Annotated in this window: 18 protein-coding genes; 7 read left to right on the top strand and 11 right to left on the bottom strand. The window is 43.0% G+C overall.

All coding sequences use genetic code 11. The features are described from left to right. Positions 1 to 6 precede the first annotated feature (6 nt). The 7 genes from H9X96_RS13890 (at position 7) to H9X96_RS13920 (ending at position 9742) form a co-directional block, all read left to right on the top strand. A complete protein-coding gene (locus H9X96_RS13890) occupies positions 7 to 1272 on the top strand; it encodes an alginate lyase family protein (RefSeq protein ID WP_255431114.1) in 1266 nt (421 codons plus the stop codon). A gap of 99 nt (positions 1273 to 1371) precedes the next feature. Beyond that, complete coding sequence (locus H9X96_RS13895) at positions 1372 to 3252, top strand: alpha-L-fucosidase (protein WP_255431115.1); 1881 nt, start codon at positions 1372 to 1374, stop codon at positions 3250 to 3252. A gap of 27 nt (positions 3253 to 3279) precedes the next feature. Further along, a complete protein-coding gene (locus H9X96_RS13900; protein ID WP_187666872.1) occupies positions 3280 to 4464 on the top strand; it encodes a glycoside hydrolase family 88 protein in 1185 nt (394 codons plus the stop codon). 124 nt (positions 4465 to 4588) lie between these two features. Next, a complete protein-coding gene (locus H9X96_RS13905) occupies positions 4589 to 5323 on the top strand; it encodes a heparin lyase I family protein (protein ID WP_222943906.1) in 735 nt (244 codons plus the stop codon). A 202-nt stretch (positions 5324 to 5525) separates the two neighbouring features. Beyond that, entirely contained in the window at positions 5526 to 6965 is a 1440-nt protein-coding gene (locus H9X96_RS13910) for an alpha-L-fucosidase (RefSeq protein WP_187666873.1), read from the top strand. A gap of 4 nt (positions 6966 to 6969) precedes the next feature. Further along, positions 6970 to 8313: a polysaccharide lyase 6 family protein gene (locus H9X96_RS13915; RefSeq protein ID WP_187666874.1), complete on the top strand. Its 1344-nt coding sequence runs from the start codon at positions 6970 to 6972 to the stop codon at positions 8311 to 8313. A gap of 4 nt (positions 8314 to 8317) precedes the next feature. Then, entirely contained in the window at positions 8318 to 9742 is a 1425-nt protein-coding gene (locus H9X96_RS13920; RefSeq protein WP_187666875.1) for a GDSL-type esterase/lipase family protein, read from the top strand. Here H9X96_RS13920 and H9X96_RS13925 read toward each other — a convergent pair. The 11 genes from H9X96_RS13925 to H9X96_RS13975 form a co-directional block, all read right to left on the bottom strand. After that, positions 9729 to 11300 (bottom strand): hypothetical protein, encoded by a 1572-nt coding sequence (locus H9X96_RS13925; protein WP_187666876.1) that lies wholly within the window; start codon positions 11298 to 11300, stop codon positions 9729 to 9731. The genes H9X96_RS13920 and H9X96_RS13925 overlap by 14 nt on opposite strands. A gap of 107 nt (positions 11301 to 11407) precedes the next feature. After that, positions 11408 to 13441: a heavy metal translocating P-type ATPase gene (locus tag H9X96_RS13930; protein WP_187666877.1), complete on the bottom strand. Its 2034-nt coding sequence runs from the start codon at positions 13439 to 13441 to the stop codon at positions 11408 to 11410. A 124-nt stretch (positions 13442 to 13565) separates the two neighbouring features. Continuing rightward, positions 13566 to 13985: a Fur family transcriptional regulator gene (locus tag H9X96_RS13935; protein ID WP_187666878.1), complete on the bottom strand. Its 420-nt coding sequence runs from the start codon at positions 13983 to 13985 to the stop codon at positions 13566 to 13568. Positions 13986 to 14064: 79 nt separating this feature from the next. Further along, positions 14065 to 15309, bottom strand: coding sequence for an efflux RND transporter periplasmic adaptor subunit (locus H9X96_RS13940; RefSeq protein WP_187666879.1), 1245 nt, complete (start codon positions 15307 to 15309; stop codon positions 14065 to 14067). Positions 15310 to 15313: 4 nt separating this feature from the next. Next, complete coding sequence (locus tag H9X96_RS13945) at positions 15314 to 19699, bottom strand: CusA/CzcA family heavy metal efflux RND transporter (RefSeq protein WP_187666880.1); 4386 nt, start codon at positions 19697 to 19699, stop codon at positions 15314 to 15316. 69 nt (positions 19700 to 19768) lie between these two features. Continuing rightward, on the bottom strand, positions 19769 to 20089 hold the full coding sequence (locus H9X96_RS13950) for a DUF6660 family protein (protein WP_370576738.1): 321 nt from the start codon (positions 20087 to 20089) through the stop codon (positions 19769 to 19771). Positions 20090 to 20417: 328 nt separating this feature from the next. Next, positions 20418 to 21488 carry an ACR3 family arsenite efflux transporter gene (gene arsB / locus H9X96_RS13955; RefSeq protein ID WP_187666882.1) on the bottom strand — a complete coding sequence of 357 codons (1071 nt, stop codon included), beginning with the start codon at positions 21486 to 21488 and terminating at the stop codon, positions 20418 to 20420. Positions 21489 to 21494: 6 nt separating this feature from the next. After that, positions 21495 to 21908, bottom strand: a complete 414-nt coding sequence (locus H9X96_RS13960) for an arsenate reductase ArsC (RefSeq protein WP_187666883.1) — start codon at positions 21906 to 21908, stop codon at positions 21495 to 21497. Positions 21909 to 21918: 10 nt separating this feature from the next. After that, the gene (locus H9X96_RS13965) at positions 21919 to 22500 is read right to left on the bottom strand and encodes a DUF6428 family protein (RefSeq protein WP_187666884.1); all 582 of its coding nucleotides are present in this window, start codon (positions 22498 to 22500) and stop codon (positions 21919 to 21921) included. A 34-nt stretch (positions 22501 to 22534) separates the two neighbouring features. Beyond that, on the bottom strand, positions 22535 to 22864 hold the full coding sequence (locus H9X96_RS13970; protein WP_187666885.1) for a helix-turn-helix transcriptional regulator: 330 nt from the start codon (positions 22862 to 22864) through the stop codon (positions 22535 to 22537). A 121-nt stretch (positions 22865 to 22985) separates the two neighbouring features. Then, positions 22986 to 24551, bottom strand: a complete 1566-nt coding sequence (locus H9X96_RS13975) for a SulP family inorganic anion transporter (protein ID WP_187666886.1) — start codon at positions 24549 to 24551, stop codon at positions 22986 to 22988. Positions 24552 to 24573: the final 22 nt, after the last annotated feature.

Here is a 24573-nt window from a genome sequence, read left to right on the forward strand (position 1 = left end):
CTGAATATGAATAAAGGAATCCTGAGGGTTTTTATGGGAGTTTTTCTACTGGTTGGCCTGCAAAGGCCAGCCATTGGAAAGCCCTTGAATGAGGACGAAGCCATGCCAGTGGCTGATGGAGTGAAGCTGAAATCTGATAGCAGTCTGTTACCCCCTGATGAAATCATAGTATCTGCAGACGAAATCAGGAAGCAGGCGGAAATGACTTTAAAAAAGCAGGTGTTGGCTAAGGCAAAATGGGCGATGCAGCAAAAGTCGGTCACGGTAACGGCAGCAAGTTCCACAAGAAGTGCTGGCGGTGCACATGATTTCTTTTCCGAAGGAGATTACTGGTGGTCAGATCCTAAAAACCCGGATGGGCCTTATATACAAAGAGATGGGATGACTAATCCTGAAAACTTTGTGGCGCATCGCTTAGCGATGATCCGCTTTAGTGAAATTATCGGTGCATTGGCTTCGGCTTATCGCCTGACAGCTGAAGAAAAATACGCTAAACAGGCGATGGTACATTTGAAAGCCTGGTTTATAAATGAGGGTACGCTGATGAACCCGCACCTGAAGTTCGCGCAGGCGATAAAAGGCCGTTTTACTGGTCGTGGGATTGGCATTATTGACACCATACAGTTGATGGAAGTAGCGCAAGGGGTGATGGTCATGTCGGCTGTTCTGGATAAAGCCGTGCTGGAAGGTGTGAAGGGTTGGTTTGCTGGATACCTCAACTGGCTGATGACGCATCCTTATGGCAAAGATGAGATGAATGCGGAGAACAACCATGGGACCTGTTTTACGATGCAGGTGGCTTCTTTTGCGAAGCTAACCGGAAATGAGCGGTTGATGAAGTTCTGCAGCGAGCGCTATAAAACGGTACTGCTTCCTCATCAGATGGCTGCTGATGGTAGCTTTCCTAGAGAATTGTCGCGCACAAAACCTTACGGTTATTCGGTTTTTAACCTCGATGCGATGACTACACTTTGTCAGATTCTTTCTACGCCTCAGGATAACCTCTGGACTTTCGAAACGACGGATGGTAAATCCATCAAGAAAGGGGTGGCGTATTTCTATCCTTTTGTAAACGATAAAAGTAAATGGCCTTTAAAGCCGGATGTGATGTACTGGGACTACTGGCCGGTAGCACAGCCTTTTTTAATATTTGCGGCAGCTGCTTTTCAGCAGAAAGAATGGCTGAAGACCTGGCAGCAGCTGGATCATCAACCAAAAGTGGAAGAGGTGATTCGCAATCTGCCGGTTAGAAATCCGCTGATTTGGCTGTAAGGTGTTTTGCAATAACCATCAGAAATGGAGCAGTTCAAGGTTTTGTTGCAGAGGAACAGGACAGGGTTTTAGAAGTATTTTTAATGATAATGAGGTTAAATGAGAATGAATTGTAAGTCGGCTTTTTTACTACTTTCTTTATCGCTTAGTTCGGGTTATAGTTATAGCCAGGTAGCGGGTGATGAGGATAAAGATATGTTTAACCAGGCAAAAGCACGCGATGAACGGGCAATTGAGGCGGCTAAAAATGGCTGGTGGACGGCTTCCATGAAAAATCATGAGGAACGGATTCAATGGTGGAGGGATGCGAAGTTTGGGATGTTCATCCATTGGGGGCTCTATTCTATCCCTGAGGGAGCATGGAAAGGAAAAGTAGTGGACGGATATGCAGAACATTTGATGCGAAAAGAAAAGATCAGTAGGGCTGTCTATCTGGATCTTGCTCATCAATTCAATCCCTTGAAATTTAACGCAGAGGAATGGATTTTAGACGCAAAAAATGCGGGTATGAATTATTTCATTGTGACTGCGAAACATCATGATGGCTTTGCGATGTTTGATTCTAAAGTCTCCGATTTTGACGTGATAGATCAGACGCCTTTTAAGCGGGATCCGATGGCGGAATTGGCAGCAGCAGCAAAGAAATATGGTATGAAATTCGGTTTTTACTATTCTCATGCTTTCGATTGGGAAGATCCAAATGCACCGGGTAATGATTGGGAATATAAAAACCCTGGAGGTGATCAATTGATTGGTGGTGCAAATTGGTTTGATCAACATCCGGAATGGTTGCCTAAAGCACAGAAATATGTAAATGAGAAGGCAATTCCTCAGATTAAGGAATTGATCAATACCTATCATCCGGATATTTTATGGTTTGATACGCCCCATAAATTACCATTTTCAGAAAACTTGAGCATACTGCAAGCGATCCGGGAAACGGATCCGAATATTGTAGTGAATGGCCGTTTGGCGAGAAGTGCTACTGGGAATTTTGGTGATTATCAAAATACAGGAGACCGTCCGGCAGAATTTCGTACCGTAGTTGGAGATTGGGAAGCGATTCCTACTACGAATGAATCTTATGGTTATTCAAAACATGACAACAGTCATAAGTCTGCCGCTTTTTTTATTCGCCTCTTGGCTAATGCAAGTTCTCGTGGTGGCAATCTATTGATGAATATTGGTCCTAAAGGCGATGGCAGTTTCGATCAGAAAGACCAGCGTATTTTGGATAGTATTGGCCCATGGCTGCATAAAAACTCGGTTTCAATTTTTGGAACCCAGCGCTCGGACTTGCCGATTCCAGCATGGGGAGTAACCACACAGAAAGAAAAACAGGTATACCTGCATGTCTTTGAATGGCCAAAGGACGGGAAACTAATGCTGGCAGGTTTAAAAAACGATGTTAAACAAGCTTATCTATTAAATGATCCGGCAAAAAAGAAATTAGCAGTAAAGCGTTTAAGCCCAGCAGATTTGAGTATTTCTGTGCCTGCAGCAAGTCCGGATTCGGTGGATGCAGTAGTGGTACTGGAATTAAGCACTCCTTTAGCAGCTGATGCTTTGCGTTTACTGGCGGATAAAAATATCACGAACAGGCTGCTTGCTTTTGATGCGACATTGCATGGAAAAGGTTTTGGTTTTGGCGATGGCAAAACCAACCGCTATTTCGTAGATGGCTTAAAAGAGAAAGGGCCGTATTTCTCCTGGGACTTTAAAACGCTGGCACCGGCAAAATATAAGGTGTTGGTAAAATACCTGGGGGGAGTAGATCCGAAAGGGACCTATCGCGTTCAGCTGGGTTCCATAAATAAAGAAATGCCTGCTATCGTGCAAAAATCAGGTGTCGTAACCCAGGAAATAGGACAGGTTTCCCTGACTAAAGGCGAGTATCAGTTAAAACTTAGTGTAGAAAACACGAGTGGAATTGAGCTGATGAAACTCCTGGAAGTCCAGTTAATACCCTTTTTAAAATAAGTAATTACCCATATAATATTTAGAATAATGAAAAGATACCTATTTACTGTACTAGCCCTTTCTTTGCTGCATAGCAGCGCTTTTGCCCAGAAACCGAACGTTAAAAAGGCGTTTAAGCTGGCTGCTAAACAGACAGAATTTATGCTGAAGGAGATGGAACAAGCAAAGCTGCATTCCAAAAATCCAGCATTAGTTTCGCCGAGGACTATAGAAGATGGAAAGTTGAAATTGGTGGCTTCGAAAGACTGGACCAGTGGCTTTTTTCCTGGTGTGCTTTGGTTTTTATATGAATACAACCATCAGCAGCCCTGGATGAAGGAAGCCAGAAAATTTTCTGCGTTTATTGAAAAGGAAAAGCTGAATGGTACCACACATGATATGGGTTTTAAAGTGTATTGCAGTATTGGCACAGGCCATCGCATTACGAAAGATGCACATTACAAAGAGGTGATTGTGGAATCGGCAAAAAAACTAGCGACGCGCTTTAACCCTAAAACAGGGGTGATTTTATCCTGGGATCATAGTCGGGATAAATGGGTAAATCCAGTGATTATTGACAATATGATGAACCTGGAATTGTTGTTCGAAGCCACCAGATTAACTGGTGATTCTTCTTTCTATGAAATTGCAGTGAGCCATGCCAATGTGACTATGAAAAACCATTTCCGCCCGGATTACAGTTCTTATCATGTGATTGATTATGATCCTCAAACTGGTGCGGTTTTGAAAAAACAAACCCATCAGGGTTATAGCCATGAGTCTGCCTGGTCAAGAGGCCAGGGATGGGCATTATACGGATATGCCATGTGCTATCGATTCACTAAAGATCCTGCTTATTTGAAACAGGCGGACAATATAGCCGCTTATATCTTGAATCATCCAAATATGCCAAAGGATCTGGTTCCTTACTGGGATTTTAATGCGCCGAATATTCCTAATGAGCCCCGTGATGTATCGGCCGCTGCGGTAATCGCCTCCGCATTGTACGAACTGAGTGATTATAGTACTCAAAAGACGCTTTATATGGACAAAGCTAATTTGATGGTGAACAGTATGGCCAATAAATACACCGCCCCATTGGGTACAAATAAAGGTTTTATCCTGATCAGCAGTACCGGCTCTAAACCTTCAAATTCTGAGGTAGATGTCCCGCTTTCTTATGCGGATTATTATTATCTGGAAGCTTTGTTAAGGGCAGATCAGTTGAAATAGGCTTTTGCTGGTCTTAGTGGTTTTCGCTTTGGCAATAAGACCTGCGCATGAAATACCGGATGTTTTTTATTCCATAACCGGACAATAACAAGAATCAACCTAATACTAACCATATATAAACTTTATGAAAAAGAACCAATTAATGATTGCTGCATTGGTGAGTGGGGGTATGTTATTGTCCAGTTGTGAAAAAGAAGGGGCGGCAGAGCTTGCCCTTAGTCCGGATCCGAAGACTAAAGAAGTGGCCAGGACAACTGATGATCCGGTTATTGCTTCGGTACTGTTCAACGGTGATGCCAGTAATGGACCTGATAATCTCTGGAAAGCCATCAATATTAAGGGAACGGGGGCATTGTCTACGGTGACGGATGAAACGGATGTATTGACCTGGAAATTTTTGAAACCATTGGGAAGCCACCGTACCGAGGTACGTGGTGCCAAGAATTTTCAGGCAGCCGAAGGAGATGAGATTTACATCGGATTTACGAGTAAGCTGCTCATCCCTTCTAATCTAAAAACGGAGGCGATCTTCCAATGGAAATCTTATCCAACTGATGGCTCGCTGCAAAATCATCCTTTGATGCTGAGAACAAAATCAGGTAAATTAGAGCAGCAGCATTTTGACGATAACCATGTAGCTACAGTGCCCTGGTCGATTAATTTACCGGTAAGTACCTGGATGAGCTTTGTGATTCGTATGAAAGTTTCTCGTAATCCAGCCATCGGATTTGTGGAATTCTGGTATAACGGAGTAAAACAAACTTTGTCGAATAACACACAGCGACTTATGTGCAGGACCCTTGATGTGCAGGATTGTGATCCTAAATGGGGATGTATGGTGGAGATGAAGCGGCGGTGACGCATTACGTGAAAAAGATCAGAATCGGGACTACTTATGCCGATGCTGCGCAATAATCGCTGGAAAAAGGACATCCATTAGAAGAATGGCCTATTGCTACAAGGGGGCACTCAAGGTAATATTGCTGAAACATCAGCCAATTCCAGAGTGTGCCCCTTGCTAAATCTGCAGTACATTAGGAAACCTAACCATTATAAACATTATGCGTAAAATATCATTATCACTAATCATAGCTTTATCTTTTTTTATTCAATTGGCGCATGGCCAGCGCGCGCTAACTAAAGACGAGCGGATGGCCTGGTGGCGGGAAGCCAAATTCGGGATGTTCATCCATTGGGGTGTCTATGCACAGTTTGCTGGTGTATACAAGGGACATGAACAGTTGCGCGGCGGTGCGGAATGGATCATGAACCGGTCTAAGATTCCAGTGGCAGAATATCAGGAAATGGCAAAAAGCTTCAATCCGACGAAATATGATCCGGATGCCTGGGTGAAAATGGCCAGAGATGCGGGAATGAAATACCTGATCATCACCGCAAAACACCATGATGGTTTCGCTTTGTTCAATTCTAAAGCCAGTAAATGGGACATCACCGATGCCACTCGTTATGGTAAAGATCTGTTGAAACCTTTAGCTGAAGCCTGCAAGAAATATGGGCTGAAATTAGGTTTTTATTATTCTCAGGCACAGGATTGGAATAATCCAGGTGGATCTGCTGCACGAAAAGAAATGAGAGATGGCTGGGCAAATCCAGATTCTACAAAGATTGATGCTTATACCCTGGCTAATAAAGGCCATTGGGATCCTGCTCAGCAGACCAAAACTTTCGACCAATATATCGATGAAGTAGCTGTACCACAAGTGAAAGAATTGATGACCAATTACGGTGATATCGCTGTGCTTTGGTGGGATACGCCAACAAATATGACAGATGAAGCCGCTTTAAAACTTCAAAACGCGTTAAAAACACAGCCTCAAATTATTACCAACGACCGGTTAAAAAGACCGAATTTTCCTGGTGATACTAAAACACCAGAGCAAAAGATCCCTAGCCAGGCGGAATTGGATGGCATGGACTGGGAAACCTGTATGACCATGAATGGAACTTGGGGATTCCGTACTGCAGATCACAAATGGAAATCAAGTGAAACCTTGATCCGTAATTTAGTAGATATCGCTTCTAAAGGGGGGAACTACCTGCTGAATGTGGGTCCTAAACCTGATGGTACTTTTCCTGAGGAAAGTATACAAAGACTGAGCGACTTTGGAAAATGGATGAAGGTAAATAGTGAAGCGATTTATGGGACAAAAGCCAGCCCTATGGCACCATTGGATTGGGGACGCTGTACAAGAAAAGAAACTAAAAAAGGAACTGTCCTTTATTTGTCTGTGTTCAACTGGCCTAAAGATGGTGTTTTAGTGGTTCCTGGATTGAAAAATAAGGTATTATCGGCATCGCTTTTAGCGAACGGTAAAGGCAAGCTGAGCACGCAAAGAAAAGGAGATGATTTGTTGATTACCGTATATCAGGAAGCTCCTGATGCGGTAGCATCGGTGATTCGCCTGGAGCTGGAAGGTACTGTTGAACACCATGTCACGGTTCAGCCTAAAAAAGAAATGAAAACTGGAGCATTAGATTAATAAAATGAAAACAATACTGTTTACTGTTGTTCTGTTCTGGATCGTCGCTGTTGGGCAGGCAAAAGATTATCGCATTCGTTCTGCAAAGGAATTGGAAGCGTTGGTTTTAGCTCCTGGTGATCGGGTGTTACTGGAAGCTGGTGATTGGAAAGATCAGAAAATTGTATTTAAAGGCAATGGGACCAATGCGCGTCCCATTGTTTTATTGGCTGCAAATCCAGGGAAAACGGTCTTGACCGGTAGTTCCTCGCTGGAGATTGAGGGGACCTGGCTGCTGGTAGATGGCTTGTCTTTTAGCAATGGTTTTTTAAATGCAGGTGATGTGATTAATTTTTCTGAAAGTGCCTCTTTTTGCAGGTTAACAAATACCGCGGTGGTCGATTACAATCATCCAGATGAAAAAGTAGATTACCGATGGGTTTCTTTAAGAGGAGAGCACAATCGGGTTGACCATTGTTTTTTTAAAGGGAAAAGTCATCAAGGAGTGACGCTGATCGTATGGCTTTCAGAAAAACCAAATTACCACCAGATTGACCATAATTATTTCGGGCCTCGTCCGGAATTGGGAAGAAATGGCGGCGAAACGATTAGGATAGGGACCAGTACCTGGTCTTTTCATGATTCGTTTACGGTAGTGGAAGAAAATATTTTTGAACGCTGTAATGGGGAATTAGAAGCCGTTTCTAATAAATCATGCAGGAATATCATCAGAAACAATTTGTTTTATGAGTGCAAGGCGACGCTGACCTTAAGACATGGGAATCATGCGGAAGTTTCAGGGAATTTTTTTATTGGCAATGGGCAGCCTGGAACCGGTGGGGTGCGCATTATTGGGGAAGATCATTTTGTGCACGACAATTACTTTCAGGATTTAACAGGAACCAGTGTCAGTGCTGCGATTTCTGTGATGGCAGGATTGCCAAATCCGATACTAACGAGCCATTGGCAAGTGAAAAATGCAGTGATCAAGGATAACCTGATACTCCATTGTAAAGAGCCTTTTGCAATTGCTGCGGGCTATACCCCGGGTCGATATTTACCCGCTTTAAACACGGTTTTTGTGGAGAATACCATTGTGGCGGATCAATCTCCACTAAAATGGTACGATGAAAAGGTGCTGGTTGATTTTGAGGATAACCTGATCCTGAGCACAGCATATTCCGGAACTCCTGAAAAAGGCTTTGTATTGAAAAATGTGGTCCTTAAAAAGATGGACAATGGTTTGTTTTTAAAACCGGGGCAGTCGCCATTTAAGCCCTTTTGGGAAAGCAATAAGATCGGACCGGATTGGGCAAAGTTAAACACTTTCTGGAGAGTCAAGGGTATTGATCTGTCTAAAACTAAATAGAAAAATGAAAAAAGTATTTAAGCTGCTCTTGATATTGCTGGTTTTTTTTACTGGTTATGAAGGGTATGGGCAGGAGAAAACACGCATTGTTTGCGTGGGTAATAGCATCACCTTTGGTTCTGGATTAAAAGATAGAGCGAGAGAATCCTACCCTGCACAGTTACAGGTACTATTGGGGCCTGATTTTGAAGTGCTGAACTTTGGTGTCAGTGGCGCAACGATGCTGAAGAAAGGGAATAAACCATATTGGAACACGAAGGAATATCAGCAGGTATTGATCAGTAAGCCAGACTTGGTTTTTATCAAATTAGGAACGAATGACAGTAAACAAATCAACCGTGCAGAGATCTTATCTTTTGTCGCGGATTATAAACATATGGTGCATAGTTTTCAGGAATTGGCATCGAAGCCTAAGGTCGTTTTACTATTGCCTTTGAAAGCTTTTTCTGAAACGCAGTTTGGTATTTCTGGCAGCTATCTAAAGGACAGCCTGATCCCTATGATACAAAAGGTTGCTTATGAAGAGCGACTGGAGTTGCTGGATCTTTATTCTTTATTTGGAGATAAAGAGTCTTTACTGGCGGATAAAGTCCACCCGAACGCTATTGGGGACAGCTTTATTGCGGAAAGATTAAAGGCTTTTGTCTTGCAAAAAAACAAGACAGGTAGGGACTTTTCCGGCAAGATAAGAGCACCTTTGAAAAGGAGTTCTTTTTATGGTTATGAGGAACTGGATTTTTCATTTAAAGGACGTGATGCCCGGATTGTTCGTCCTAAGCTGGTCGCAAAAGGCATGCCTTGGGTATGGAGAGCCAGGTTCTTTGGGCATGAACCGCAAACGGATATCGCTTTGCTCGAACGTGGTTTCCATATCGTGTATTGCGATGTGGCAGAGTTGTTTGGTAATCAGGAAGCTATTGGCATTTGGAATGACTTTTACCGTTCCCTTCAAAAGATGGGATTTGCAATGAAAGCGGTGATGGAAGGCATGAGCAGAGGCGGCGTATCTGTCTATAACTGGGCGGCGGCTAATCCTGATAAAGTGGCTTGTGTTTATGCGGATAATCCAGTGCTGAATTTAAAAAGCTGGCCGGGTGGTAAGGGTACAGGACCTGGCAGTAAAGCCAGTTGGGCGACTTTTTTAAAGGATTACGGTTATGCAAATGATGCGGAAGCCGAGGCTTTTAAAGGAAGTCCGATAGACCAGATTGTCGCTATTGTAAAGGGTAAATATCCGATGCTTCATGTTTGCGGCGATATGGATGAGGTGGTGCCGATGGCAGAGAACAGCCTTCCATTTGCAGAGCAGATTAAAGCTGCGGGTGGAGAGATTCAGTTGATTCATAAGCCAGAAGGCAAACATCGCCCGCATAGTCTTCCCAATCCGCAGCCCATTGTAGATTTTATTTTGAAAGCTACCGGATATTGATTCCGGCAGCTTTAACTTGTGCAAGGAATAAAGATGGGGGCTGCAGGTTTTTATGATCCTGACCTTCCCATTCTCCATCAGGTTTTCCTGGTAAACGTCCGGCTACCTTTTTTCCTTTAAGACCTATTGCATAGTTCTTGCCTGATGCCCAGGGATTTTGTACGGCGGCAGACTCCACGGTACAGTTCCATAATACCTGTGTGACACCTGCCCAGCCATGTCCGCTGCCCCAGTTTCCGCGATCTTGAACGTTAATTTGTCCATCCGTATCGATGTTGTCGTATAACGTTCCTGTTGCCCAGCGGTGGTGTGGACCGATATCGGCATGCGTATTTCTGGATTTGCAGTTGTAGAACACGTTAGGACCTGCTGTTTTTGCGCCGGTTACATAATCATGCCGGCCTTCTGTGGTTTCCAGGTTCATAAAGAGGTTTTGCTGTCCGTTGTTGTTGAAGGAGTACCTTCTGCCACCAGTAATTATTGATTTTGCATCCAAACATTTGGAATCTTTTATCGTAATGTTCTTTGCGCCAGTATTCAGACTAACCGCGGCATAGATAAAGAAGCGCGCGGTGATGCCGCTTACCCAGCCATTTTCGATATGGTCAAAGTCGATGGCAATGTTCCCATGGTTTTCATCGGTATCATTCGCATATTCAGACTCAAAAAGTATGTCCTCTACACCAACTTCCTGTAAACGGCCCTTATAGCTGTATTTGTAGATGGCTCCAGTGCTATATTTCTGGTCTATAGCCATGACTACAGGGTTGTCTATGAAGACGGTATTCCCAACGATCTTTGTAATCTCTCTTTCATAACTCAGGTTATAATCTTCAGCCGTCCATTGTTTAGTACCTTCTCTGGCTATGATCTGATCCATTTGTATGTCTTTGATCCAATTGCTGCTTCCTGGTCTGAAAAGAATGATTTTATCACCTGCTTTGAAGGCTTTAGCATCAGTTACCTGAAAAGATTTCGCTCCGGTAGGGACATAGGCATCAGTTATATTTACCCTGCTGCCTGAGATTTCTGTGATTTTGCCGGTGCCACTGATTTCCAGGAGTGAGCGGGAGCCTTTTCCGGTGGCGATGAGTTTAGTCCCATTGGCTGAATTTCCTTCACCCTTGAGTACAATGCCGTCGGATTTAAGGTGTATTGTGCCCGAAATAGGGTAAGTACCTTTAGTTAGAAGAATGGTTCCTCTGTGTCCATTTTTATCTGAGGGCAGCTTTGAAAGCTCATCAATTGCTTGCTGAATCATGTTTCCTGCATCGCCAGTGGTAGGATGGAGGGTTTTTACGATTTTAAGTTTGGGGATGGATTTTAGGCCATGGTGGTAACCGACTAGGCTAAAATCAGGAATCGTATTTCCTTTTTCGTCGGGATGGTAAGTGATGCTTCCATTTTTATTGACGTTAAGGTACTTTGATTCCCAGGGATTTTGTTCAGTATTTTGGCGGCTATGCGCTGTGGTGGTAGGATCATGCGCCTTGATAAAGGAAAAAAGAAAGGTGCTGGTCAGAACGGCCAGCACACTCCATGTAAATTTGTGCTTCATTTTATGGTCGATATTGGTTTATGACCATGCAATAGCGTTATAATATTCTAAATTTTAATCGTTCATATTGGCAGGATAGTCAAGATGCTTGGCAATTCCTCCAAAATTTAAACTTTCATTCTTTGGATGCGGAAAGCATTTAGAATGGCTAGTAAAGCCACACCAACATCTGCAATTACCGCTTCCCAAAGGTTAGCGACACCGTCTGCACCTAGAATCAGTACCATGATTTTGACCCCCATAGCAAGGATGATGTTCTGCCAAACAATATTTCTGGTGAGCTTGCCGATCTTAATGGCCGCGACTATTTTGGAGGGCTGATCGTTTTGGATCACAATATCGGCGGTTTCAATGGTTGCATCGCTGCCCAGTCCACCCATTGCAATTCCTGCATCTGCCAATGCCACTACGGGTGCATCATTTACGCCATCTCCAACAAATGCCAGTGTCCTTCCTGCGGATTTGAGCTTTTCCACCTGTGTCACTTTGTTTTCAGGAAGAAGGTCACCAAAGGCCTGGTCGATGCCTAAAAATGCAGCTACTTTATCTACCACACTTTGTTTATCACCACTCAGCATTACTGTTTTGATATTCAAAGCATGTAAATCTGTAATGGCTTGTTTTGCATCTGCTTTGACTTCGTCAGCAATGGTCACATAACCTGCAAATTTCTGGTCAATAGCCACTACCACTACAGAGTCTACGATGGCGTTTATGTCTGCAGGATAAGCAATGCTGAACTTTTTAAGGAGCTTAGCATTACCTGCAAGGACTTCTTTGCCATCAATTAAGCCTTTTAAGCCGTGTCCGGCGATTTCTTCTACATGGCCGATCTTATCCTGATTTGGGGCAGTTCCTGCATATTCAGCAATTGCTGTTGCAATCGGGTGCGTTGATTTACTTTCGATCGCCGCGAGCAGCTGAATGAATTCTTTTTCTTCAATTCCGCTGGCTGTGCTCACTTTCTGCACCTGGAAAACACCTTTAGTCAGGGTGCCGGTTTTATCCATCACCACGGTATCAATTTTAGTCATGATGTCTAGGAAGTTTGATCCTTTAAATAGGATTCCATGCCTGGAAGCCAGTCCGATTCCTCCAAAATAACCAAGTGGGATAGATACCACTAAGGCACATGGACAGCTGATGACTAAAAATACCAATCCGCGGTAAAACCATTCCTGAAACACATAGTTCGCTACAAAGAAGTAGGGAAGGGTGATGAGCAGCACTGCGAGCAGGAATACAATTGGTGTATATACTTTGGCAAATCTGGAAATGAAAAGCTGGGTCTGTGATTTCCTGGCTGTGGCATCCTGCACCATTTCCAGAATCTTGCTGAGCTTACTGTTTTTGAACAGAGATTTCACCTGTACTTGTGCCAGCTGGTTCAAATTGATCATTCCTGCCAGCACCTGATCGCCTTTGTTTTTGGAATCTGGTTTGCTTTCGCCGGTAAGGGCTGCAGTATTAAATGTTGCTTTTTCGGAGTACAGTACACCATCCAGGGCTACTTTTTCTCCCGGTTTCACTTGAATGATCTCTTCTATAGCCACTTCTGCAGGAGCAATCGTAGTCACTTTTCCATCGCGGATTACATCTACAATATCGGGCCTGATGTCTAAAAGTGCTTTAATACTTCTTTTTGCTTTGTTCACGGCACTATCCTGGAACCATTCGCCGATAGAATAGAAGACCATAACTGCCACACCTTCACTGTAAGAGCCGATGGCAAATGCACCAATGGTGGCTACACTCATCAGAAAAAACTCATTGAAGAAATCGAATCTCATGGCTTTTCTGAAGGCGAGATCCAATACATTGTAACCTGCCAAAAGATATGCAGGAACAAAAATGATCAGTTGAGTAACTTGATTAAAGGTAATGTTAAAACCGTATTCTAGCGTTAGCATCACGATGACCACTGTCAGGGCGGTTAGCAGGGGCCAGTGGCTGGTCCATGATTCCGGTTCCCCAGATCCATGGTAGTGTCCATCATCATCGTCGTGGCTTTCTCCATCATAGTGGTGCCCATCATGATGCTGATGTCCAGGTTTTGAATGGTCATGAAGGCCATTTTTGGGTTTTTTATCCTGGTTTCTTATAGTAGTTGTTGCGGTTTCTGTATTGCAGCAATCTTTCATAATTATTTGCCTCGTCTTTAAAATTAATATACAAATTTATCAGCAATAATGATGCAATGCTATTGCAATGTTCATTACAGCAAGATGAAGATAGTAGGCCAGAAGATGCGGGGTTTAGCAATGGCTAATCCGGGTTGCAAAGGTCACATACTCCTTTAATCACAAGATTCATTTCTTCAGAGCGGAACTTTTTAGGAAGTGTGATCTCTGGATTTTTAGTGTTGGGCAGACAAAAGGTTTCTTTACAGTTATTACAGTAAAAATGTACATGGAGGTCATGATGGTGGTCGCTATCACATTCCTCCAGGCACAAAGCATATTTAGTGGTACCTGTCCCACCATCAATATGATGAACCAGTCCTTTTTCTTCAAAAGTTTTCAGGGTACGGTACAGGGTGATCCTGTCGGATGGCCCCATGCCTTTCTCCAAATCATTCAGACTAATGGCGGTATTTTGCTGCATCAAAAAATCCAGAACCAGCAGTCGCATAGCAGTGGGGTTGATGTTTTTGTTTTTAAGCCTTTGTTCGATGTCTTTTGTCATTTCCTGATCTCTTATATTTTCAGTGTTCGGATTTTTTAAGGGCTGTAAATTAGTGCCTATGGTACAAAAATACCGTTTTTTAATGGGAGTGAGCGGTTGGAGCTGTAGATTTAGATTGCAGGTAGAATGCTCCCTTTATCACTAATTTCGTGTCTTTAAGAAGTTTTTCCAGTGGAGTAATGCTGATATACCCCAATTCTGAAACCCCTGTGACCACCTCTATTTTCTTAAAATGCGTGCCATGTTCCATTGCTTCTTTAGGGCTTTCTTTTTTAGGGTTTTCATCTGTTTTCCCTTCTTCTTCCAGAATGAAAATATATTCTTTTCCTTCTGCTTTTACCACTGCATCAATGGGCACTGCCGTTGTTTTTTCTGTACCTACGCTGATCAATCCTGTGACATACATTCCTGGAATCAGGTTTGGCAGCGGTTTGGTGATCACGGCATGAACAATTACGCCTTTGGTATCGTCTTCAAATGATTTGTTGATCCCGATGAGTACACCTTCAATTTGCTGGTTGTCCTGATTGGTGAGTCTGAAACTTACTTTTTGTCCAACCTGTACTTTGAAAAGGTCTTTCTCATATACGAGTAAGTCGGCATGGATTTTTGAGTTGTCTACAATGTCCATTAAGGAAGTTCCAGGCTGTACGAAAGCACCGGTAGTCACCTGAATGGTACCTATAGTTCCAGAAATGGGCGCTGTTACCGTCGTCTGTGCAGTGATATTTCCTGTAGAAACACTTCTTGGAGAAATGCCCAGCTGCTGCAGCTGACGTTCGAGTGCTTTGATTTTTGAAAGTTCCGTATGGTAATTTGCTTCTGCCAGCTGGAAAGATTTACCTGTTCCGGCATCTGCGGCTTTCAATTGCTGCTGGCGTTTATATTCTGCATCTACAAAGGCAAATCCATTTTTCGAAGACAGGTAATCCTGCTGCAGTTTAATCATTTCCTGATTTTCTACTACTGCTAGGGCTTGTCCTTTCTTTACCTGCTGTCCTTCGAGAACATTGATTTTACGAATGATCCCGCCAGAAAGCAGGTTTACTTTAGCCTCATTTTGAGGTGGTACTGCCAGTTGACCACTTGCTTTTACGACAGCAGTCAGGTTTTTCTCCTGGATCGTGCCGATTTCAATCCCTACTGCTTTCATTTGCTGGGCGGTCAACTCAATTTCATCACTAGGTGAAGCCTCGTCTTCATGTACTTCCGTTGCTTCTTTTTCTGCTGATTTTTCTTTGGTACCGTTGCAAGAGAGGAGCGTGCTGCTCAGCAGTAATGCGATCATTAGGGCAAACGGTAAGTTGTTTTTATATAAGTTCATCTGATTATTCTCCTTTGATAAATGCCAATTGAATGGTGGTTTGGTTGAGCTGATTTAGTGTTTCCAGGTAAGTGATATTGCTTTGAATGGCCAGGGAAATGTTCTGTACATATTCCATGTAGCCAATTTCTCCCAGATCAAATGATATCTGTGCAATGCGCAGCTGCTCTTTTGACTGCTTTAAACCCACATTGGTGTAATAATCTAGAATTTGTTTGTTTTTCAGGTATTCCTGGAATATTTGTTCATACTGAATTTCAAACTCACGGGCGGTATTTTGGTAATTAGTTTCCGCCATTTGAACTGCAATTTTCTCCGCTTTCACTTTTGCCCGGCCAGCACCATTAAACAGGGGAACTGCAACACCAATCTGCATCCCTGCAATGCGGGTTCCAGGGGTATAACTCCGATCGATGTTGGCTGGATTGAAAGACTTGATCACCATCTGCTGGCTATAACCAAGGGTGAAATCTGGCATTGCTTTAGATTTTTGGAGGGCGATTTTTGCATTGGCAATCGCCACTTGCTGCTCCTGATAGCTGAGCATAGGATTTAAGTTTTTCCCGGCTGAATCCAGTTTAACAGCAATTAGCGAAGGTAAATCTGTGGAAGCCAAAACGATCGGAGACCTGGTGTTCAGCAATTGCTGGATTGTAAGTTCCTGAATTTTCAATTCTGCTGCTGCGGCATTTTTCAAGGCCTGTACTTCCTGATACTTATTTCTGGCGGTCATCAGTTCCAGATTTGAAGTTTCTCCGGATTTATATCTGATTTCAGCTTTTTTAATGAAATTCTGGTAGATGCTATCCTGGAAGTTCAGCACTTTTAGTGTCTGAATGTAATAAAGGTAGTTGTAATAAGCAGTCTTTGTATCCCTGACCATCTCTGCACGGGAATAATTGAATGCTTTTTCTGTTAATGCAGTTTCCATCTTGAGCACTTTATTCTGATTTTTATACAATCCAGGCCAGGAGAATGTCTGCGTAACATTTATGGAATTGTCGTTACCACCACCACTTGTAGGATCCTGCGCCAATGCAAATTCTGTTTTTGCTGGATCAAAGCCTGATTTTTGCAGTGCTTTAGACTGTGCGATGCCCAATTTGGCAGATTTCAACTTTAAGTTGTTGTTCACAGCCATTGCGATAATGCTGTCCAGACTAAGTGGTTTACTTTGAGCGTCTGCGGTATTGATGCTGCCAAAGCTGGTTAAACCAATTAGTCCAATAATGAACCAGCTTTTTACCATTTGATGGGAATTTGATTTTCGATTTTCTTCTCTTTTTCGGGAGAACAATAGATATAGACAAGGGAGTACAAACAGGGTGAGTAGGGTCGCGGAAAGCAATCCGCCGATCACTACTGTGGCTAAAGGTTTTTGTACTTCTGCACCTGCGCTGCCAGAAAGTGCCATTGGCAGGAAGCCTAGGGAAGCCACAGCGGCGGTCATGATCACCGGCCTTAACCTCACTTTTGTCCCTTCAATTACACGCTGGTAGTTATCGGTCATGCCTTCTTCTTTCAACTGATTGAAATAGCCTATGAGGACAATTCCATTCAGCACGGCCACGCCAAAGAGTGCAATAAAGCCTACACCAGCAGAAATACTGAATGGCATATCCCTCAGAATTAAGGCGAAAACGCCGCCAATTGCAGAAAGAGGAATGGCTGTAAAGATGAGTATGGTCTGACTAAATGATTTGAAAGTCATGTACAGCAAGCCCGTAATCAAAATCAGCGCAATTGGAACGGCAATAGACAACCTGTCTTTCGCTTTTGTCAGGTTTTCAAATTGCCCGCCATAAGTCAGATAATATCCCGAAGGAAGCTTTAGCTGCTCATTTAATATACTTTGAATTTCCGAAACGGTACGTTCTACATCCCTGCCTTTCACGTTAAAGCCAACATAAATTCTTCGTTTTCCATCTTCTCTGGAGATTTGCGCCGGTGCATTTTTTAGGGTAATGCTGGCCACCTGATTTAGTGGTACCTTATTGCCTGATGGTAATGGAATGTAGAGATTTTCAATACTGGAAATGTTCTCACGTAAGTCTCTTTCCAGGCGTACTACCATTTCGAATCTTTTCTCTCCTTCAAAGACAACGCCTGCGGTATTCCCTGCAAAAGCGGTTCTTAGCAGCGTATTTACATCAGCAATGCTGAGACCATATTGAGCAATTTTATCACGATCGTATTCCACTACAATTTGCGGAAGTCCCGTAACCTGCTCAACAAAAGGCTCGTTTACTCCAGGAACAGGAGTAATGAGTTTGGCAATTTTATTGGCCTGTTGTGTCAATATATCGAGGTCTTCGCCATAGATTTTTATGGCTACATCCTGTCTAACACCAGTCATCAGTTCATTGAAACGCATTTGCATCGGCTGTGTGATTTCTATATTGACACCGGGAAGGATTGACAATGCAGCTTCCATTTTCTCCGACATTTCTTCTTTCGTCTTTGCAGAAGTCCATTGTTCTTTCGGTTTCATGGCCACCATCATATCGCCACGCTCTACCGGCATGGGGTCTGTAGGGATTTCGGCACTTCCAATACGGGTAACTACTTGTTTAACCTCTGGAAACTGCTCTTTCAGGATTTTCTCAGCTTTGCTAAAAGTTTCCACCACCTGTGTTAAAGAGGTTCCCTGCGACATAGAGATCTCTACCGCGAGGTCACCTTCTTCTAATTGCGGAAGAAATTCTCCTCCCATATTATTGAATACCCATAGGGTGATTGCAAACAGTAAAAGGGCTGCTGATATCGTGATTTTTTTGAATTTCAATACTGCTTTTAACGCCGGTTGATAAACTCGCAGCATCGCATCCATGATTTTATCGGAGATATTGGGTTTATGCTGTGTATTTTTACTCAGGAAAAGGGCGGCCATCATGGGCACGTACGACATAGATAAAATGAAAGCACCTACAATAGCGAAAACTACGGTCTGCGCCATTGGTTTAAACATTTTACCTTCAATTCCAACCAATGTCAGCAGGGGAAGGTAGACGATCAGGATAATGATTTCGCCGAAAGCGGCACTATTTCTGATTTTTGAGGAGGCAGTATATACCTCTTTATCCATTTGCTGATTGGTTAAGGGAATGCTGTCTGCACTCTGATTTCTGGAGCTGAGCCGGAAGATGATGGCTTCTACAATAATTACCGCTCCATCCACAATCAGTCCGAAATCTATCGCTCCAAGGCTCATTAAGTTCCCGGATACCCCAAAAAGACGCATCATGGAGAACGCAAATAACATGGAAAGGGGAATTACTGAGGCGACGATCAGGCCGGCTCTCCAGTTACCCAGTAACAGGAGCAATACGAATATGACAATCAGTGCACCTTCAATCAGGTTTTTTTGCACAGTACTGATCGATCTGCCCACCAATTCAGTACGGTCAATAAAAGGTTCAATGACTACGCCTTCCGGCAGTGATTTTTGGATTTGTTCAATGCGTCCCTTCACATTTTTGATCACCTCATTGAAGTTTTCTCCTTTGAGCATGAGTGTGATTCCGGCTACGACTTCACCTTCGCCATCGCGGGTTACGGCGCCATATCTGGTGGCCGATCCAAATTGTACGGTAGCCACATCACGGATAAGGATGGGAACCCCGCCCATGTTTTTTACGACAATCTTTTCAATATCTGCCAGGCTTTTTACCTGACCTACACCGCGTATGGTATAGGAATTACTTTGCTGTTCAATATAGGAACCGCCAGTGTTTTCGTTGTTGTTCTCTAATGCTTTATAGATGTCTGCAATGGTAATGTTGAGGGAATTCAGCTTATCATTGTCGAGGGCAATTTCATATTGTTTCACATAACCACCCCAGCCGCTCACTTCGGCTACGCCTTTAGTTCCGGCAAGCTGTGTCCTAACCACCCAGTCCTGTAAAGTTCTGAGGTCTGTAGCATTATATTTCTTTTCATATCCTTTCTTGGTATGCAATACATATTGGTAAATTTCTCCTAATCCAGTGGTAATCGGGGCTAGAATTGGTTCTGCCAGTCCTTTTGGGATATTTGCTTCCGCTTCTTTCAGCTGGGCACTAACTTGCTGCCTTGCCCAGTAAATATCAGTATCATCTTCAAAAACGATGGTAATCACCGAAATTCCGGACCTGGAAATGGAACGTTTTTCCAGTACCTCCGGGATATTGGCCATGGCCAGTTCGATGGGTGCTGTGATGAATTGTTCGACCTCCTGGGCACCTAGACTTGGTGCCTGGGTTATAATTTGTACCTGGTTATTAGTGATATCGGGTACGGCATCTATGGGCAATCTGGTTAGTGAATAAATGCCCCAGATTACCAGGGAAAGTGTCATTAAACCAATGGCCAGTTTATTCTTTATAGAGAATAAAATAATCTTATCAAACATAAGGGTTTGTCTTATAGCTAAAAATAATCAATACGAGGATCCATCAAAAACTGATGAAATGGTGTTGAGTTATCCTAACTGAGGCGGTTGCCAGATGTCACCGGAAAAGATCACCAGTGGTGCGGCAGGAAGGTCAGGGTAGCTGACTTCTTTTTTAGAAAATACGGTAGTGTTAACCAATTGGCTTGGGCTAGGAATAGCAAAAGCCTGGCAAGTGCTGCAATGGAAGAAAGGGGAGCAGGTATGTGGCCCTGGGTCCTGATCACAAGGAATCTCCTTTACTTCGCTAATTTGTGTTTGTTGTGTACTAATCTTAGCTTCATCATCACAACATGGCCATACTGATAGGGCCATGATGACAATTGTAAATATATAAGCTAAGTACCTCACGCTGCAAACTTATATATTTTTTTAAACTACTGATCATCTTTTTAACTTTTTTTACTTTGGGTAGAGGTTTATTTCTAAGAGCAGGGTCATTTTAAAGCGCTGTAGTTGTGGTCGGGAATAGACCTGTTTTTCTTGGGGATTCGGAAGGGGTTGCCATAGGGTTGGTATAGTAAACATTGCAGTCACCCTAGGGCAAGCCCTTCCGAACCTCTTCCAGCTCCTACAATAGGGGCGATCTCTTCCCGAACACTACCCGACCACTATCGCGTTTTTTCATGCAGAAAAGCAAACTAGGTTTTCAAGGCTAATCTATCCATTTTTTGTTCGATCAGGTATTCTGGAGGAAGTACTTTTTTCTAAACCAAAAGGAAAGATTGACGAGGGCAATGAGGGCTGGTACTTCTACCAATGGACCTATTACCCCTGCAAAAGCTTGTCCGGAGTTGATTCCGAACACACCGATTGCCACCGCTATAGCCAGTTCAAAATTATTTCCGGTTGCTGTGAAGGCAATTGCTGTGCTTTTACTGTAATCTGCACCGAAGTATTGACCTGCAAAGAAACTCAAAAAGAACATCAATGCAAAATAAATGGCTAAAGGAATAGCAATACGAACCACATCTAATGGAATCTGAACGATGAGTTTTCCTTTCAGACTAAACATGACAACAATGGTAAATAACAGTGCAATTAAGGTAATTGGTGAGATGAAGGGCACAAACTTTTCCTGAAACCAGACCTCACCTTTTAATTTAATTAGACTGTACCTGCTGATGACTCCCATGGCAAAAGGAATACCCAGATAGATGGCTACACTTTCCGCAATCTGACCGATACTGATGGAAACTTCCAGGCCTTTTAATCCGAATAATGGCGGGAGCACCGTAATGAAAACATAGGCATAAACGCTGTACAATAAGACTTGAAAGATGCTATTGAGGGCAATTAATCCAGCAGCATATTCCCGATTTCCCTCTGCCAGTTCATTCCAGACCACTACCATCGCGATACATCGAGCTAAACCGATCAAGATCAATCCGATCATATATTCCGGATTATCCCTTAAAAATGTAATCGCCAATAGGAACATTAACACAGGACCAATAATCCAGTTGAGTACCAATGAAGTACTCAGTACTTTAGTGTCTTTAAAAACTTCTCCCATGTTTTCATATTTCACTTTGGCGAGGGGAGGATACATCATCAGGATCAGACCAATGGCCAGAGGAATGTTTGTGGTTCCACTGGAAAAGGAATTGATGATTCCCGAAGAAGCGGGGATAAAATATCCTAAGCTAACCCCAATGGCCATGGCCAGAAAGATCCATAAGGTCAGATAACGGTCTAAAAAGCTAAGTTTTTTTCGCGCAACTATTGGGGTACAATGATTTGCAGACATTCTAAATTACAGGTTTTTGTGAACAAAATTTTGGCAGTAGTCCTTGATCATATTCCGGACTTCGGCAAATTGCGCCTGGATTTCTGTTTCAGTTCCGGTAGCCTTTGCGGGGTCTGGGAAGTTGTAATGAAACTTGATGGCTTGAGTTAGGAAAAATGGACAGCTTTCTTTCGCGTTGTCACATACGGTAATCAGGAAATCAAAATCAATGGCCATATATTCTTCGATGTGGTTGGAGGTATGGGTTGAAACGTCTATATCATCTTGCTTCATCGTTTCAATGGCCCTTGGGTTTACCCCGTGAGTCTCTATTCCGGCGCTGTAAATCAGTGCTTTATTGCCAGAAAAGTGTCTTAAATAACCTTCTGCAATCTGACTGCGGCAACTATTGCCTGTGCAGAGTATGAGTATTTTTTTCATCTTTTAAAATTTAGCAGCAACCGGATCCAGGTTTACAGCTTTCAGCGTCCGGAGCAAAATTGATCAGTTGGATTTTTGGTTTTTCCGTGGATACAGTTACCGCTGCTGCTGGGCTGCAGCATTCTTCACCTGTTTCGTTGGTTCCGCAGCTGCCTCCGCGATTGATCGCTTTGCATTGTGTGGCATCAGGGTTGAGGTTTACAATTAAGTTTTCTCCATCGATGGTCATTTCTCCTGGATACATCTGACGGGTATCAAAATGAGAATTTCCAAATTCAATTTTCACAATTCCTATAGGATTCAGCGGTAATGATTTTTCAACCAGTTCCACAATAGATAAGGCTTTCTTCACTTGCATAGCCCTTTCACTCTCCTTTTCTGAAGGTTCCCATAGTTGTACAATGATTTCCGTCCAGGAATTCATCACTCCGCCGCAATCCACGGATACGATAGGCGCTTGTTTAATTTCGGTGATGTGGTAGGAGGCGTCTACCCATTGGTCTGCTGCATATTGAAATTGCAGCGTTTGCTCAGGATGGGCTTGTAACTTTGCTTTGAAGCTCTCCCAGTTCATTAATGTTGTAGTATTCATATATTGCAATTTTACGATTGATATAGATATTTTTTTAACAGCAGGGGATTTCACCTTTATAAGCACCTAAGAAGGTACCCAATTGGTCTTCCATCATTTTCCAGGTTTTAGGATTGATACAATAGCACACACTTACGCCTTCAATGGTTCCTTGAATAAGTCCTGCATTTTTTAACTCTTTTAAATGCTGAGATATGGTCGCTTGAGCTAAACCTAATTGTTCCACAAGATCACCACAAATACAGGTATTGGAAGCCATGATTCTCTGCAAGATGGCAATTCTTGCCGGGTGCGCCATTGCCTTTAATAACTGAGACAATTGGTTTTGCTCGTCGGTAAATATTTCTGATTTGGTCAATCCCATATCTTGTTTAATTATTACATTGCAATAATACGATTGATAGCTGTTTCTTCCAAATAAGTTCGTTTAAAAGACCAAAATATGACTTTAGCTGATTCGGTATAGCGGAGGGGGATGACCTGCTTTAGGAAACAGCGCCTCCTTTTTCGGTGGCTACCATATAGGTAGGATCTTCTAGGATATTCACAACAATGATAGCGGCTGCATCTTTTAGTAATTTCCTGCAATCTTCACTTAAATGGGTTAGATAAATGGTTTTTCCTATTTTTCGATAGCGTTCAGTTAATTTATTGATGGCGTCTATGCCAGACATATCTTCAATCCTGCTGTCTTTGAAATCAATAAAAACCACCTCCGGGTCCCTGGCCGGCTCAAATTTTTCCAGAAAATTGTGGGTAGAACCAAAGAATAACGGGCCATAGATTTCGTAATGTTTGGCACCATCTTCATCGATGTATTTCTTTGCACGGATTCTTTTGGCACTTTCCCAGGCAAAGATTAATGCGGAAACGATCACACCAATCAATACAGCGAGCGCCAGGTTATGGAGCCATACGGTAATTCCTGCGACAAGCACACCTACGAAAATATCTTTACCTGGCATTTTATTGATCACTTTTAAGCTCATCCATTCAAAAGTTCCAATTGCAACCATGATCATCACACCTGTTAAGGCTGCCATTGGTACTTTTTCTATGAGTGGAGCACCGAAAAGAATGATCATTAATATGGTGATGGCGGCAACAATTCCAGAAAGCCTGGCTCTGGCTCCTGCAGAAAGATTCACCAGTGTTTGTGCGATCATTGGGCAGCCCCCCATACCAAAGAAAAAGCCGTTGAGCATATTTGCAGAACCTTGGGCAATACATTCCCGATTGCTATCACCTTTACTTTCTGTGATTTCATCCACCAGATTTAAGGTGAGCAATCCTTCGGTAAGACCAACAGCGCCCATAATTAAGGCATAGGGCAGGATGATTTGTAAGGTTTCCAGGGTAAATGGTACCTGAGGAATATGAAAGGGAGGAAATCCGCCACTCACAGATGCAATATCTCCAACAGTTTTGGTATCAATATGGAAGCCTAACACGATCAGGAACACCACAATAATAGCGGCCAATGATGAGGGGATGGCTTTCGTGAATTTTGATAAGATCAGTACAATGGCGATGGTTAAGGCAACGAGGCCAGCCATCAGGTATAGTGGAGTACCGCTAAGCCAGACCATTTCTCCGTTAATTACGGTTTTAAACTGCTGTAGCTGCGCCATAAAGATAATAATGGCCAATCCGTTAACGAAGCCAAACATTACCGGCTGAGGCACCAGGCGTACAAATTTCCCCAGTTTAAATAAGCCAACACTAATTTGAAAAAAGCCTGCAAGTACAACTGCGGCAAAGACATAATCTAAGCCATGTGATCTCATTAAGGCAATCAGAACAATCACTGTAGCGCCTGCTCCACCGGAGATTAAACCCGGTCTGCCACCAAATACTGCTGTTACCAAACCCATAATGAAGGCCGCATACAAACCTGTTAATGGTGGGAAGCCCGCCAGAATAGCAAAGGATAAAGATTCCGGCATCATCGTCATGGCTACGGTTAGCCCTGCAAGGATTTCAGTTTTATAATTGATCTTTTTAGAAAAGTCGAAAAGCTGGATAAAAGGTTTTTGGAGGTCAGACTTCATTTGCCCGCAAAGTTACGTTGGA

The organism is Pedobacter sp. N36a (assembly GCF_014472395.1).
In the GTDB taxonomy this organism is placed as follows: domain Bacteria; phylum Bacteroidota; class Bacteroidia; order Sphingobacteriales; family Sphingobacteriaceae; genus Pedobacter.